Genomic DNA, 13,464 nt, shown 5'->3' with positions numbered 1-13,464 from the left:
GATGGGCGGGCTAGGGAAGGGCGATGACCTCACCTAGTCCCGCCAATCCCCTGCACCGCATCCGTTCGATCGACGCGCTGCGCGGCGTGGCGCTGTGCGGGATATTGCTCGTCAACATCTTCGACATGGGCGGGCCGCTGGCGATGGACCGGCCGATGACCATGCCGTCGGCGGGCGATCCGGACTGGCAGGTCTGGACGGTCGCGCAACTGTTCATCACCGGCACGATGCGCGGGCTCTTCTCGATGTTGTTCGGAATGGGGCTGCTGATCTTCGTCGGCGACGACGATAGCGCCGACCGGGTCGGCCTCTATTTACGCCGGCTGGTCTTCCTGCTGCTCTTCGGTATCATCGACAGCACCTTGCTGCTGTGGCCCGGCGACATACTTATCATCTATGCGCTCGCCGGGATCATCGTGTTGATCCTCCATCCGCTCAAGCCCGCTCAGTTGCTGTCGGCGGCGGCGGTGCTTCTGCTTCTGCTGTCCGCCTGGGCCGGGCATGAAGCCGCCGGGCTCATCCCCGAAGCGACCGTTTACTCGCCCGAGATTCTGGCGCGGGAGGGTGCGGCTAGGCTTGGCAATTATTGGCAGACCTTCGATTATATGAGCTATGTCAGCTGGTCCTGGACGGTGAACGCGCTCACCTATCGCTGGATGGCCGACGCCGCGGCGTTCATGCTGATCGGGATGGTACTGTATCGCAAGGGGGTGTTCAGCGAAGATGCCGGCACTGCCGTCCCAGGGAGCATGGTCCGCTGCGGCTATGGCGCGGGTCTTGTCCTCCGCGCTGTCCACACCGCGTTGATCTTGGGCAATGACGGCGCGCCGACGATCGTCAGCGCGGTTATCGACCAACCAGGGCGGCTGGCGATGACGCTAGGTCATATCGGCCTGTTCTTGATGCTGTGGCGGCGCGGCGCGTGGCCCCGGCTGGTGGCGCGGCTGGGCGAGATGGGGCGGATGGCGCTCACCCTCTATCTCGGCCAGAGCCTGATCGCCGCGTGGATATTCTCGGGCTTCGGCCTTGGCTTGTGGAACAGGCTCTCCTGGCCGCAACTTTGGCTGGTCGCGATTGCGGTGCTGGTGGCCCAGGCGGGGTTTGCCGCCTTGTGGTTCAAGGCTTTTCGATTCGGCCCGGCAGAATGGCTGTGGCGCTGGGGAACATATGGCCGCCGGCCCTGAGCCGCTTTAGGCGAACAGCCTGGCATGCTCGTCGAACTGGCCCTTGCGCAGCATTTCCGCCTGTTCGCGCCAGCGTTCGTCCGCGATCGTGCCCGGCGCGAGGCCGAGGCGCCCTTCAAGGCCGGCCTCTTCGGCAGGAGAAAGCGCGGTGATTTCGGCGTAACGATGGACGCCGAGTTCGTTGAGCTTGATCTCACCGGCGCGTCCCACTCCGAAGATGAGCGCCAGATCGTCGCGCTGGCCAGAGGCGGCTGCGGCGATCGATCCCGCCGTATCTGCGTAGGTGACCGGACGTTCCTTCTCGAGCTGAGCAATGCGATCGTTGGCGGCCGCGGCGCGGGCGATATGCTGGTCGCGTTCATGCTCCAGCGCAATTCGACGGTCGCGCTCGCCTTCCAGTTCCGCCAGCCGCGTCGAAAGCCGGTCGCATTCCGCATCTGCCGCGATGCGGGCGGCGCGTTCCTGCTCGAAACCCTTGCGCCACTTGCGGCCGCCGGACAGCGTCAGTAGCCCCAGGAACCAGCCAAGCACCAAGACGAGCAGAAGGACGACCCACTGATTGGTGGTGAAATCCGGCATGAACAAAGCCTCCCAAACTATGGGAGCTTAAACCGTTACGCGTGCTCTACGTTCCCGCTCAGCTCATCACATTATCTTTGATCGAGCAGGCGGCGGGGCCGAGGATGACGATGAACAGCACCGGCAGGATGAACAGGATCAGCGGCACCGTCATGATCGCCGGCAGGCGCGCGGCCTTTTCCTCGGCGCGCATCATGCGTTCATGGCGGAATTCGGCCGACAGCACGCGCAGCGCCGCGGCAAGCGGGGTGCCGTATTTCTCGGTCTGGATCATCGTCGTGACGACGCCGCGGATCGAATCGAGGTTCACGCGCTGGGCAAGATTCTCGAACGCCTGGCGGCGATCGGTCAGGAAGCCCAGTTCGATCGCGGTCAACGCGAATTCGTCGCCGAGTTCGGGATAGGCCTTGGCCAGTTCGCGCGCGACGCGGTTGAAGGCGAGGTCGACCGACAGGCCCGCTTCGGCGCAGATCACCAGCAGGTCGAGCGCGTCGGGCAAGGCCTTGCGGATCGCGTGCTGCCGCTTGGTGATCAGGTTCTTCACATAGATGTCGGGCGCCTTGTAGCTGGCGATCAGCGCGCCCGCGACGATCATATATTTCTTGAATGCGCTCGCCTCGGGAAACCAGTTGAGAAGGTAGACGCCGATCGCCGCGGTGCCGCCGATCAGGATCGGCGCGACCAGCCGGAAGAAGATCACCGTGATCGCCGCGTCCTTGGTACGGATTCCCGCCCGCGACAGGTTGAGCGATGCCGCCTTGAGCTGCGAATCCTGCAGCATCTTCATGCTGCCCAGGATCGCCTTCATCCGGCCGATCGAGACGCTCGCCTTCTTTTCCATCTTCGCGCGGCGGCGTGTCTTGGAGGCGGCGACGCCGGCCTTGAGCTGTTCGCGCCGGTCGTTCAGCGCGCGCACGCGCCGTGCCATCGGATCGCGCGCAACCGATTTCACGACGCTGTGCCCAACGACCAGCATGATGATCGCGGTGGTCAGCGCGATGCTGATCGACAGCAATGTGCTGAAGAACTGAGGGGTGACGGCGTGTTCCATCTCAGATCTCGAAATTGATCATCTGGCGCATGATGTAGGCGCCGATCGACATCCACAACATGCCGCCCATGCCCGCGATGATCAGCCGCTGGTCGGTGAAGAAGCTGCCCATATAGGTCGGGCTGATGAAGCTGATCAGCGCGAAGACGATGAAGGGCAGCGCGCCGATGATATAGGCGGACGCCTTGGATTCGGACGACATCGCCGAGATCTTGAGCTTCATCTGCATGCGCTTGCGCAGCACGTCCGACAGGTTCGACAGCGTCTCGGCCAGGTTGCCGCCGGTCTCGCGCTGGATCGCCAGGGTGATCACGAAGAACTGGAACTCGGATGTGCCCAGACGGTCGGCGGTCTCCTGCAGCGATGCCTCGAGCGTGCGGCCGATCTTCATGCGGTCGGAAACCGCCTGGAACTCGCTGCCGACGGGGCCTTCGATTTCGGACGCGACCGCGCCCATCGTTTCGGCGATCGGCAGGCCGGCGCGCAGGCCGCGGACGAGCAGTTCGATCGCATCGGGAAAACGCACCACGAATTGCGCGATGCGGCGCTTGCCGAGGAAGTTCAGGAACATCGGCGGCAGGGCCAGCCCAGCCGCCGTACCGAAGATCAACGCAATCCACAGTGGCAGGCCCAGCACGATGCCGCCGAGGAATGGCACTGCCGCGGTGATCCCGGAGCCGATGAAATAATTGCGGACCGGCCACTTCTTGCCCGCTGCCTCGATCTTGCGGCTGATCTCGATCGGGTCGGGCAGGAAGCGGTCGAGCCCGCTCTTCTCCTTGCGGACCATCGACGCGCGGCTCGCGAGCAGCTTGCGGACCTGTTCGTTGACGACGGGTTCGCCGTGGACATTGTAGCGGCTGCGCACCGACGACAGCCGCTTCGCAAATGCGCGCTGCGCCGGCGGACGTGCTACGACGAAGAAGAACATGGTCATGACCACCGCCATGACCATCATGAAGAGTGCGGTCAGCATGACGCGATGACCACCTGCGCGATCACTTCTTCGCGATCTTGGATTTGGTCGCGAAGATCGCGCTCAGCTCGTCGAGCAGCGACGCCTTCTTCTTGCTTTCGCCGCCGGTCGGATCGTCGCTGACCAGCGCGAGCAGCTTCTCGGAAATCTGGGCAAGGCCCTGGCCCAGCTTCGACGTCTTGCCCGCCTCGGCGACCGGCTTGCCCAGCTTGGCGGCGTTGACCGCCTGCTTGTGGTCATAGGGCAGCATGAAGTCGATCTCGCGTTCGATCGAGTTCTCGAAATCCTTGCGGCTGATCTCGGTCAGGCTGGGATGGACGCGGTTCGCGACAACCAGCACGCCGGCCTGCGGCGCGTTGTTCTTTAGCCAGGCGAGGATGCGGATCGTGTCGCGTGTCGCGGCCAGGGTGAGGTCGACCACCAGCACGACCGACTGGACGTCGTGAAACAGATGCGGATGCTGGACCATCATGCCGCGCGGTACGTCGACCACGGTGCATTCGAATGCGCCCTTCATCTCCTCCTGCAGCTGGAAATAGGCGCCGCCATCGGTGATGATCGGATTGTTGATCGGGGCTTCGGCCGACAGGACCGAGAGCTTGTCGTTGGCCTTGACCAGCGCGCGCTCGAGGAACAGCCCGTCAATGCGCGCCGGATTGTCGATCGCGTCGGTCAGGCCGCGGCCAGGCTCGAGGTCGAGCGACAGCGCGCCGGTCCCGAAATGCACGTCCAGGTCGAGCAGCGCGGTGCTATGGCCGCCATTCTCGCCCATCAGCCAGGCGAGCGAGGAGGCGACGGTCGACGCGCCGACGCCACCGCGCACACCGATCACGGCGGTCATCAGGTGGATCGCATCCTCGGCGATCATGCCGTGGCGCGGGCCCATCAGCATCATTTGCGCCTGGGCGAGCGAGTCACGGATCTGGTCCGCGGTGAAGGGCTTCAGGAGATAATCCTGAATGCCGCTGTTGAGCAGTTCGCGGTAGAGGCGGACATCGTTGGTGTTGCCTGCCGCGATCACGATCGTGCCGGGCTCGCAGACTTCGGCGAGCGAATTGACGTCGGCCAGCGGATCTGCCGAGTCCGCCAGGTCGACGAACAGGATCGTCGGGCTGGCCGACACCGACAGCGACTGGACCGCACCACGCAATCCGCCCTTGCTGACCGATTCCGGCGCCCAGCCGAGTTCGAACACCAGCGGCTTGAGCAGCTCGGAACTGTTGTCGTCGCAGACATAGGCCGCGAAGGGATTGCGGGTCTGCTGCTTGGGATTGAAGGGAGCGTTCATCAATTGCCTCCCTTGGTGGATTCGGCTTTCACGCCGTTTTTCCCGCTCGGATCGGTGTTGCGCCAGATGCGGATCGCCTTGGTGGCGATCTCGGCGTCGGTGCCGCGCTTGTCCTGGCCGCGCACCAGATCCTCGGGATCGGCGACCATCGCCGCGAGGTTCGAATTGGTCGCGCATCCATAATTGGACGACGCCGAGGCGGTGAAATTGGGCTGCGACGCCTGGCTGTAATCGGGGCAGCCCGGCACGCTGGCGGTCGAACGGCTGACGACGATGCGCACCTGGCCGGGCGCAATCGCGCCCTCGGTGACGGGCGTCCCGGCGTTCAGGAACAGACCATAACTCTCTACGATCGCAGCGATATCGGCATTCGATCCCTTGCCGCCGGCCTGACTGTCGACGCCGATTCGATCGCCATAGCGAAGATCGATCGCGTCGAGCCAGTCATGCACCCGCGCGCTTTCGGCGGGGTCGAGGCCGGCGGCGGACACGTCGAGGACATAGTCGCTCCGCTGGACGACCGGCTGATGGATCGATTCGACCGAGCGGTTGAAACGGTCGGCTTGCGCCACGCCGATCGGCAGCGCGGTCAGCAACGCCGCCAGCATCGCGGTCCGCGCGGGGAAGGTGAGGATCTGCAAGGACATCGTCATCCTCTCGTCAATCGAGCTTGAAGCCGGCATCGGGCACCGATGCGGCACTGGACTTGGACGGGGCGCGGCCCACGGGCGCGATCGTCTTCGGCGGCGCGGGCACCGGCACCGGGCTCTTGTCGCCCGATTTGCCCATGAAGGTCTGCCCGGCGATGATCCGCTCGGCATCGGTCGGCGCGCGCAGGCCGGTGGTCGGCAGCGCGATCTGGCTGGGGGATACCGGCTTCACCAGATAGGGGGTGACGACGATCATCAGCTCGGTCTCGTTGCGCTTGAAGGCGTTCGAGCGGAACAGAGCGCCGAGAACGGGCAGGTCGCCCAGGAAAGGCGCCTTGTCGACCGAGCTGTTCTGTCCATTCGACATCAGGCCGCCGATCATGAAAGCCTGGCCCGAGCCGAGCTCCACCGTGGTTTCCGCGCGACGGGTGACGAGACCGGGTATGGTGTAGCCGTTGAGGCGCACCGATCCGGCGTCGGTCAGCTGTGAAACTTCCGGCCGCACGCGGATCGATATCCGCCCGTCGCCCAGCACCGTAGGGGTGAAGGACAGGCTGACGCCATATTGCTTGAAATCGACCGACACCGCGCCGAAGCCCTGCGCGATCGGAATCGGGATTTCGCCGCCCGCCAGGAAGCTGGCGGTCTCGCCCGAGATCGCGGTCAGGTTCGGCTCGGCCAGCGTCGTGACGAGGCCGTCATTCTCGGCCAGGTCGAGCGTCGCCAGCAGGTCCATGCCCAGAGCATGACCGGCAAAGCCCAGCGTGGTCGCCGTGGCCGAATTGTTGATCGTATATAGCGGCGTCCCGATCGCCGTCTGCCCGGTGTTCGGATTGACATAATCCTTGATGGTGCCGGGATTGCCCTGGCCGATGCCAAACAGGAAGCCGCCACTGGTATCCCGGCTCAGCAGATTCGCGCCGATCGTCTTCGCAAACTCGCGGCTGACCTCGGCGATCTTGACGTGCAGGCTCACCTGCAGCGGCACTGCCGACTTGATGCGGTTGACGACCTGGGTGTCCTTGCCGACAAACTGTTCGACAAGCTTCTGGGCTTCCTCGATGTCGCTCGGGCTGGCGACCGTGCCGGTCAGCAGGACGATGCCGTTCATCGTGGTCGACCGGATCGCCGCGTCGGGCATGGCGAGCTTGAGCATCGTGTCGACGCTGGTGATGTTGCTGCCGACGCGGACGATCGACGACCAGACGACCGCGCCCGCCTTGTTGGTGGCATAGACCGCGGTCTCGCCCGGCCCTTTGCCGAAGACGTAGAGCTGGTTCGGCGAGCGGACCTGGACATCGGCGATCTTGTCGTCCGCAACGAACAGGTCGGTCATCGCGGTGGGCAGGTTGACGAGCTGGCCCTCGCCGATCGACAGCGTGGTCGTCTCGCTGGGCTTGCCCATTGTCGCCGTGCGGACACCGCTGACGGTGCGCGTCGCGGCGGCGGCCGACATCACCGGCGCCAGCGCGACCGCGCTGCAGAGGGCGCCGAGCAGCGCCTGTTTCGCAAACATACGCATACTCACTTGGCTCCGGCCGGCGTGACGGTGACGGTGTTGCCGCGCGCGACCCGGATGACCGGACCGGCCGGGGCCTCGCTGGGCGTGGCGGCGGGAGCGCCGGCGCCCGGCTTGGCGGGAACGCTCGACCGCTGATAGCGCGAGACGTCGGCGCCGACCGTATAGGTGGTGTTGGTATCGATCGGGCGCGACGCGATCTCCAGCATCATCTGTCGCTCGGCTTTGGGATCGCTGTCGGCGGGGAGCTTGACCTCGCCATTGGCGATCCGCTCTTCCAGTTCGGCCCGGTCATCCGCGATCGAGCGCAGGGCAAGCGAAAGTTGCCCAATCGTTTGCGCAACAGCAATCTTCTCGGCGATCTTCGGCGTCGCTTCCAGCGTGACGTTCGACGTGTTGGCGACGACGGTCTTGCCCTCTTCGTCGACGGTCTTGTCGGTGCGCTGGTCGGCGGCGAGGACGCGGATATTGCGGATGATCGTCTCGGCGGCCTTCAGCGCGGGGCCATCGCCGCCGCCGGGAACTTCCTGCGTCAGCATCAGGTCGACGCGGTCACCGGGAAAGACGAAGCCGGCCACGCCCGACTGGGCGGAAACCGAGATGGTGACGGCACGCATGCCGGGGCCGAGCGCTGCGGCCAGGAAGCCGCGATCACCGGGCTTGACCAGCGCACCCTGGGTGACCGGTGCACCGGCGGTGATCGCATAGCGGACCACCGAGCCGTTGAGCGTGGCGAGATCGTTCTCGCCCTTCACATAATAGGTCTTGCCGACCAGTTCGGCGGGCCAGCGCTGATAGCGGAAGCTTTCCGGGCCGATGATCGTGCCGACGGGCAGGGGGCGGATCGCGACGGCGACTTCCGGACCGGTAGGTTGCGGCGCGGCGACCGGGGCCGCTTCGGCCTCGCTCTTGCCGCCGAAAAACCCGCGTACGACAACCGCCGATATGCCCGCCATGACGAGGGCCATGATCAGCAGCAGCAACTTCCTCGCATCCATCGGTTCAGACCTTTCGCCCGGTCAGGGCCTACAAAGACGCCGGGCCCCCCGCGGACCCATGCTGCCGCTATGCAACAGACGTGGTTAACAAGCCGTTTGCGATAACCCACAGCCCGCCGATCGCGATCGCGACGCCATAGGGGACCTCGGGCCGGACGGCGTTCGGCCGCCAGCGCTGACGCACCAGCAGGAAGACTGTGATCACGCCGCCCGCCAGCGCCATCACCGTCAGCATCGACATAAGGGCGTTGAACGGCAGCCAGAGCGCCAGCGCCGCGATCATCTTGACGTCGCCGCCGCCCATCATCTTGAGTATGAACAGCACCGCGAAGAACAGGAACAGGCCGAGTGCGATGGCGACGCGGATCGCGACATCGGGCCACAGGCTCTCGCCCGCCACCCACCAGAAGCCTACCGCGAGCAGCGCGATGGCGGCGTTGAGTTCGTTCGATATCGTCCGGGTCTTGATGTCGGTCCACGCCGCCATCAGCAGCAGGACCGCCAGCAAGATGCCGAAAACGTCAGGAAGTTGAACAGTCATGGTTAAGCAGGCTAGACGGCGCGCCTTACCAAAACCTAAACGCAGACCATGAACGGAACGATCATCTCCGCCGACATCGCGGTCATCGGCGCGGGTATGGCGGGGGCCAGCCTTGCCGCCGAGATCGGCGATGCGGCGCGGGTGGTGCTGATCGAGGGCGAGGAACAACCGGGTTATCACAGCACCGGTCGCTCGGCCGCGTTCTGGCAGGAAACCTATGGCGGCCCGGCGGTTCAGCCGCTCACCAGTGCCTCGTTCGATTATCTGTCCGGGCAGGGTTTTCTCGTCGCACGGGGCGCGATCCATCTTGCCGGACCGGATGGGCAGGATGCGATCGAGACCCTTGTCCGCAACTACGACGCGGCAGTCCGGCTCGATCGGCTCGATGCCGGCCAGGCGGCGAAACGGGTGCCGGGATTGCGGCACGAGCAGGGCGGGGGGCTGAGCGAGCCGAGCTGCAAGGATATCGATGTGGCGGGCCTGCACGCTCATTATCTGGGGCGGGCGAAACGTGCGGGTGCGCGGCTGCTCACCGACGCGCGAGCCATCGGGCTGCATCGGGAAGGTGAGGCGTGGCATGTCGAAACCCGCGCTGGGGCCGTGGTCGCGCCTGTCATCGTCGATGCCGCCGGAGCTTGGGCGAGCGAGGTCGCGGCACTGGCCGGAGCGATGCCGATCGCCATCCAGCCGTATCGCCGCACCGTCATTCAGCTGCAGGTCGATCCGCCTGCACCAGCCGATATGCCGCTGGTCATGGATGCCGAGGAGACCTTCTATTTCAAGCCGGAAGCGGGGGGACGCATCTGGTTGACGCCCCATGACGAGACGCCGGTGCCGCCATCGGATGTCGCGCCTGAGGAAATCGACATCGCGATCGCGATCGACCGGCTCGAGAAGGTCGTCGACTGGCGTATCGTCCGGCGCGAGCGGGCCTGGGCGGGGTTGCGCAGCTTCGCGCCGGATCGCGTGCCGGTCTATGGCTTCGACCGGTGTGCGCCCGGCTTCTTCTGGTTCGCCGGACAGGGCGGCTTCGGCATCCAGACCGCGCCCGCGGCGGCGATGATCGGCGCCGCGCTATTGCTGGGGCGCGATCTGCCGGAGGCGGTGCGGCATATCGATCCGGCCGTTTATGATCCGGGGCGCTTTGCCTAGGATCCGCCCTAGAAGACGATCATCCGGTCATCGCCCAGCGCCCCCAGCAAGCCGACCGGTCCTTGCGCCTCGGCCCGCGGGTCGATCCGGGCGAGGTCGATCCCGGCCAGCGCCAGCCCGCTCTGGCAGACGGTGATCGCCACCCCCAGCGCTAGCGCCTCCTCGAATATCTGGGGCAGGGTCGGCAGGCCGGCCGCGGCGCGCGCTTCGTCTTTTGGCGCGGGGCCGAGCGGGGCGAGCAAGGCGACCGCCCACTCGTGCAGATGCAGCTTTACCGAGGCGCCCGCCGCCGCGCCCGCGGCCGCATAGGTCAGCGCCGCGTGAAGCCGCTCGGCATCGGCGGCCGTGACCAGCAGGGTCAGCCCGCGCATCGGCAGCCCGGATCCTTGGGCACGGTGATCGTGCGGAAGCGGAAGGCGAGCGCGTCGACCAGCAACAGCCGCCCCGCCGGATCGTCGCCGAAACTGGTGAGCGCACGGATCGCTTCCATCGCGCCGAGGCTGCCCATCACCCCGGTCAGCGCGCCGAGCACGCCCTGATCGGCGCAGCTGATGTCGGGCTGGCCGGGATCGTCGCCCACCAGGCAGCGATAGCAGGGCTTGTCCGCTTCCCAGCCGCGCCAGACGCCCAGCTGGCCGTCGAACTGGCCGACCGCCGCGGACACCATCGGGATATGCAGCCGGGTCGCGGCATCGGATGTCGCCAGCCGGGTGCCGAAATTGTCGCAGCCGTCGAGGATCAGATCGGCCCCTGCGAGCAGCGCATCGGCGGTGTCGGCGTCGATCCGCACGGTGACGGGCTCGACCATGACGTCGGGATTCATCCCCGCCACCCGTTCGGCGGCAACCTCGGCCTTCGGGCGGCCGATGTCGGCGGTAGCGAACAGGGTCTGGCGCTGGAGGTTCGACAGGTCGACGACGTCATCATCGATCACCCGAAGCCGGCCCACGCCCGCGGCGGCGAGATACTGGATCGCGGGAGAACCGATGCCGCCCGCGCCGATGATCACGACCGTTGCGTTCAGCAGCGCCTGTTGCCCCGCGCCGCCGATCTCCTTGAGGATGATGTGGCGGGCGTAGCGGTCGAGTTGCTGGTCGGTCAGGGACATGGGCTTTGTTACCTTACCCTGTCATTCCCGCGAAAGCGGGAATCCAATGGATGGCGGTGCATTCAAGGCTTGAGCGGTCCGTGACCGTGGACTCCCGCTTTCGCGGGAATGACGAGTGGAAAGGGCTTATCGCCCGGTAGACCCGAATCCGCCCGTGCCGCGTGCCGTATCGTCCAGTTCCTCCACCTCGGCAAAGGCCGCGCGCTGAACCGCGGCGGGGACGAACTGGGCGATGCGCTCGCCGCGCTTCACCTCGAACGGATCGCTGCCGAGATTGGCGAGGATGATCTTCACTTCGCCGCGATAGTCGGCGTCGATCGTGCCTGGGGTGTTGAGGCAGGTTATGCCGTTCTTGAGCGCAAGGCCCGAGCGCGGGCGGACCTGCACCTCATAGCCTTCGGGAATCGCGATCGCGAAGCCGGTGGCGACTGCATAGCGCGCGCCGGGAGCAAGCGTCACATCCTCCGCTGCGACGACGTCGAGCCCCGCGGCATGGGCGGTGGCATAGGCCGGAAGCGGCAGGCCCGCGCCATGGTCGAGGCGTTTCAGTCGTATCGAAATCTCAGGAGAAGGCATCGGCAATCCTTGCGGCGAGGCGGGTGGCGACTTCGGCCTTGGCCAGGTTCTCCCAGCTTTCGACCCCGTCGCGGCTGACGATGTGCACGCTGTTACTGTCGCCGCCCATCACGTCGCCGGACACATCGTTGGCCACGATCCAGTCCGCGTCCTTGCGGGCACGCTTGGCGATGGCGTGGTCGACGACCTTCTCGGTCTCTGCGGCGAAGCCGATCAGCAGGCGGGGGCGGCGCGGGCTGGCGGCGAGCCCGGCGAGGATGTCGGGATTTTCGGCGAGCGACAGCGTCGGCGGCGCGCCTGATCCGTCCTTCTTGATCTTCTGCCCGGCGGACGTGTCGGCGCGCCAGTCGGCGACTGCCGCGACCATCACCGCGACGTCGGCGGGCAAGGCCGCCTCGACAGCCGCCGCCATCTCGCGGGCGCTTTCGACATCGACGCGGTGGACCCCGGCGGGCGTCGCCAGGCTTACCGGGCCCGACACCAGCGTCACCCGCGCGCCCAGCGCCGCCAGCGCTTCGGCGATCGCATAGCCCTGCTTCCCCGACGAGCGGTTCGCGATGTAGCGGACCGGATCGATCGCCTCATGGGTCGGCCCGGCGGTCACCAGCACATGCCGCCCCGCAAGCGCGCCGCCCTTTATGCCCGCGGCAGGAGCGGAGCGCGGCTTATCCAGCAGCTTCTCGATTTCAGCCCAGATGAAGGGCGGTTCGGGCAAGCGACCCGGGCCGAACTCGCCGCAGGCCATCGCGCCGTCGTCGGGATCGAGCACCGTAACGCCATCGTCACGCAGCCGCGCGACGTTGCGCTGGGTCGCGGCGTGGAGCCACATCCGCACGTTCATCGCGGGCACCGCCAGCACCGGCTTGTCGGTGGCGAGGAGCAGCGTGGTGGCGAGGTCGTCGGCCATCCCGGCGGCCATCTTGGCCATCAGGTCGGCGGTCGCGGGGCAGACCACGACCAGATCGGCCTCGCGGCTGAGCTGGATATGACCCATCTCGGTCTCGTTCTTGAGATCCCACAGGCTGGTGTGGACCTCCTGCTCGCTCAGCGCGGCGAGGCTCATCGGCGTCACGAAATGCTGCGCCCCCTCGGTCAGCACACAGCGCACGCTGCCGCCGCCCTTGCGGATGAGCCGCACCAGCTCGCACGCCTTGTAGGCAGCGATGCCGCCACCGATGATGAGCAGAATGCGTGGGGCGATCACGATGTCAACCGATCGAATTCCTGCCGGCATGCCGACTGCAATATGTCGAGATCGGTGGTGACGACCTTCCATAATAGGCGCGGCAGAATGGCGCCATAGTCGTGGGCGATGACGTTTCGCATGCCGTAGATGCTACGCCAATCGATATCGGGATGTCTTTCTTGCAACTCGACTGAAAGCTTGTGGCTGGCTTCACCGATATGCGCGAGCCGGAAGGCAACGAGATCGGTTTCGTCCCGGTCGATCTCGAATTGCCCACGATCGAGGCCTATGGTTCGACGCTTGATGGCGGCGATCAGATCAAGAATTTGTTCGAGGAGGTCGATGTCGCGGTCGTGCATCAAAAGACCTGCAGCATCTCATGCTCGACACGCCTCAAAATTCGCGGACGCATCGAGCGGCGCTCTATGAGGTCAATAGGGCTTTCGAGCAGATCAGACAGTCGATCACGAACCCGGATGAATTCTAACAGGCCCAAGTCGTCGGAATCACGGAAATCGCAGAGCAGATCGACATCGGATGACGGCTTCGCTTCATCGCGCAGGGTCGATCCGAACAGGAACAGAGCGTGGAGCCCGAAGCGCTTGAGTTCCGCTTCATGGCCTTTCAACCGGGAGAGAGCCTCTTTCCGTGTCATG

16 protein-coding genes are annotated in these 13,464 nt (G+C 65.8%); 2 read left to right on the top strand and 14 right to left on the bottom strand.

Annotated elements, in window-relative coordinates; genetic code table 11:
• Window positions 1-23: 23 nt before the first annotated feature.
• On the top strand, window positions 24-1,184 hold the full coding sequence (locus ASE00_RS05150) for a DUF418 domain-containing protein (protein WP_056378078.1): 1,161 nt from the start codon (window positions 24-26) through the stop codon (window positions 1,182-1,184).
• Window positions 1,185-1,190: 6 nt separating this feature from the next.
• Here ASE00_RS05150 and ASE00_RS05145 read toward each other — a convergent pair whose 3' ends face one another.
• The 8 genes from ASE00_RS05145 to ASE00_RS05110 form a co-directional block, all read right to left on the bottom strand.
• Window positions 1,191-1,763, bottom strand: coding sequence for a hypothetical protein (locus ASE00_RS05145; protein ID WP_056378077.1), 573 nt, complete (start codon window positions 1,761-1,763; stop codon window positions 1,191-1,193).
• Window positions 1,764-1,821: 58 nt separating this feature from the next.
• On the bottom strand, window positions 1,822-2,814 hold the full coding sequence (locus tag ASE00_RS05140) for a type II secretion system F family protein (RefSeq protein WP_056378076.1): 993 nt from the start codon (window positions 2,812-2,814) through the stop codon (window positions 1,822-1,824).
• Window position 2,815: 1 nt separating this feature from the next.
• On the bottom strand, window positions 2,816-3,790 hold the full coding sequence (locus ASE00_RS05135; RefSeq protein WP_056378075.1) for a type II secretion system F family protein: 975 nt from the start codon (window positions 3,788-3,790) through the stop codon (window positions 2,816-2,818).
• A gap of 22 nt (window positions 3,791-3,812) precedes the next feature.
• The gene (locus ASE00_RS05130; protein ID WP_056378074.1) at window positions 3,813-5,078 is read right to left on the bottom strand and encodes a pilus assembly protein CpaE; all 1,266 of its coding nucleotides are present in this window, start codon (window positions 5,076-5,078) and stop codon (window positions 3,813-3,815) included.
• A complete protein-coding gene (locus ASE00_RS05125; RefSeq protein WP_235538537.1) occupies window positions 5,078-5,725 on the bottom strand; it encodes a CpaD family pilus assembly protein in 648 nt (215 codons plus the stop codon). Before ASE00_RS05125 ends, ASE00_RS05130 begins: the two co-directional genes overlap by 1 nt.
• A 13-nt stretch (window positions 5,726-5,738) precedes the next feature.
• Window positions 5,739-7,250, bottom strand: coding sequence for a type II and III secretion system protein family protein (locus tag ASE00_RS05120; protein ID WP_056378073.1), 1,512 nt, complete (start codon window positions 7,248-7,250; stop codon window positions 5,739-5,741).
• Window positions 7,251-7,252: 2 nt separating this feature from the next.
• A complete protein-coding gene (cpaB, locus tag ASE00_RS05115) occupies window positions 7,253-8,245 on the bottom strand; it encodes a Flp pilus assembly protein CpaB (RefSeq protein ID WP_056378072.1) in 993 nt (330 codons plus the stop codon).
• 67 nt (window positions 8,246-8,312) lie between these two features.
• Entirely contained in the window at window positions 8,313-8,786 is a 474-nt protein-coding gene (locus ASE00_RS05110; RefSeq protein WP_056378071.1) for a prepilin peptidase, read from the bottom strand.
• Window positions 8,787-8,834: 48 nt separating this feature from the next.
• Here ASE00_RS05110 and ASE00_RS05105 point away from each other — a divergent pair, with 48 nt between their 5' ends.
• On the top strand, window positions 8,835-9,938 hold the full coding sequence (locus tag ASE00_RS05105; protein WP_156405272.1) for an NAD(P)/FAD-dependent oxidoreductase: 1,104 nt from the start codon (window positions 8,835-8,837) through the stop codon (window positions 9,936-9,938).
• A gap of 8 nt (window positions 9,939-9,946) precedes the next feature.
• Here ASE00_RS05105 and ASE00_RS05100 read toward each other — a convergent pair whose 3' ends face one another.
• From ASE00_RS05100 to ASE00_RS05075, 6 genes are all read right to left on the bottom strand, one after another.
• On the bottom strand, window positions 9,947-10,309 hold the full coding sequence (locus tag ASE00_RS05100; RefSeq protein ID WP_056378070.1) for a DsrE family protein: 363 nt from the start codon (window positions 10,307-10,309) through the stop codon (window positions 9,947-9,949).
• Window positions 10,297-11,046: a HesA/MoeB/ThiF family protein gene (locus ASE00_RS05095; protein ID WP_056378069.1), complete on the bottom strand. Its 750-nt coding sequence runs from the start codon at window positions 11,044-11,046 to the stop codon at window positions 10,297-10,299. The genes ASE00_RS05100 and ASE00_RS05095 overlap by 13 nt, the downstream gene beginning before the upstream one ends.
• A 126-nt stretch (window positions 11,047-11,172) precedes the next feature.
• Window positions 11,173-11,622, bottom strand: coding sequence for a dUTP diphosphatase (dut, locus tag ASE00_RS05090; RefSeq protein WP_056378068.1), 450 nt, complete (start codon window positions 11,620-11,622; stop codon window positions 11,173-11,175).
• Entirely contained in the window at window positions 11,609-12,826 is a 1,218-nt protein-coding gene (gene coaBC / locus ASE00_RS05085; RefSeq protein WP_056378067.1) for a bifunctional phosphopantothenoylcysteine decarboxylase/phosphopantothenate--cysteine ligase CoaBC, read from the bottom strand. The genes dut and coaBC overlap by 14 nt, the downstream gene beginning before the upstream one ends.
• The gene (locus ASE00_RS05080; protein ID WP_056378066.1) at window positions 12,823-13,167 is read right to left on the bottom strand and encodes a DUF86 domain-containing protein; all 345 of its coding nucleotides are present in this window, start codon (window positions 13,165-13,167) and stop codon (window positions 12,823-12,825) included. The genes coaBC and ASE00_RS05080 overlap by 4 nt, the downstream gene beginning before the upstream one ends.
• On the bottom strand, window positions 13,167-13,463 hold the full coding sequence (locus tag ASE00_RS05075; RefSeq protein ID WP_162256408.1) for a nucleotidyltransferase family protein: 297 nt from the start codon (window positions 13,461-13,463) through the stop codon (window positions 13,167-13,169). The genes ASE00_RS05080 and ASE00_RS05075 overlap by 1 nt, the downstream gene beginning before the upstream one ends.
• Window position 13,464: the final 1 nt, after the last annotated feature.

The sequence above is a fragment of the Sphingomonas sp. Root710 genome (assembly GCF_001429065.1).
Taxonomy (GTDB): domain Bacteria; phylum Pseudomonadota; class Alphaproteobacteria; order Sphingomonadales; family Sphingomonadaceae; genus Rhizorhabdus.
Note: the sequence above shows the minus strand (reverse complement) of the source record. Positions and strands in the feature narration are given on the sequence as shown.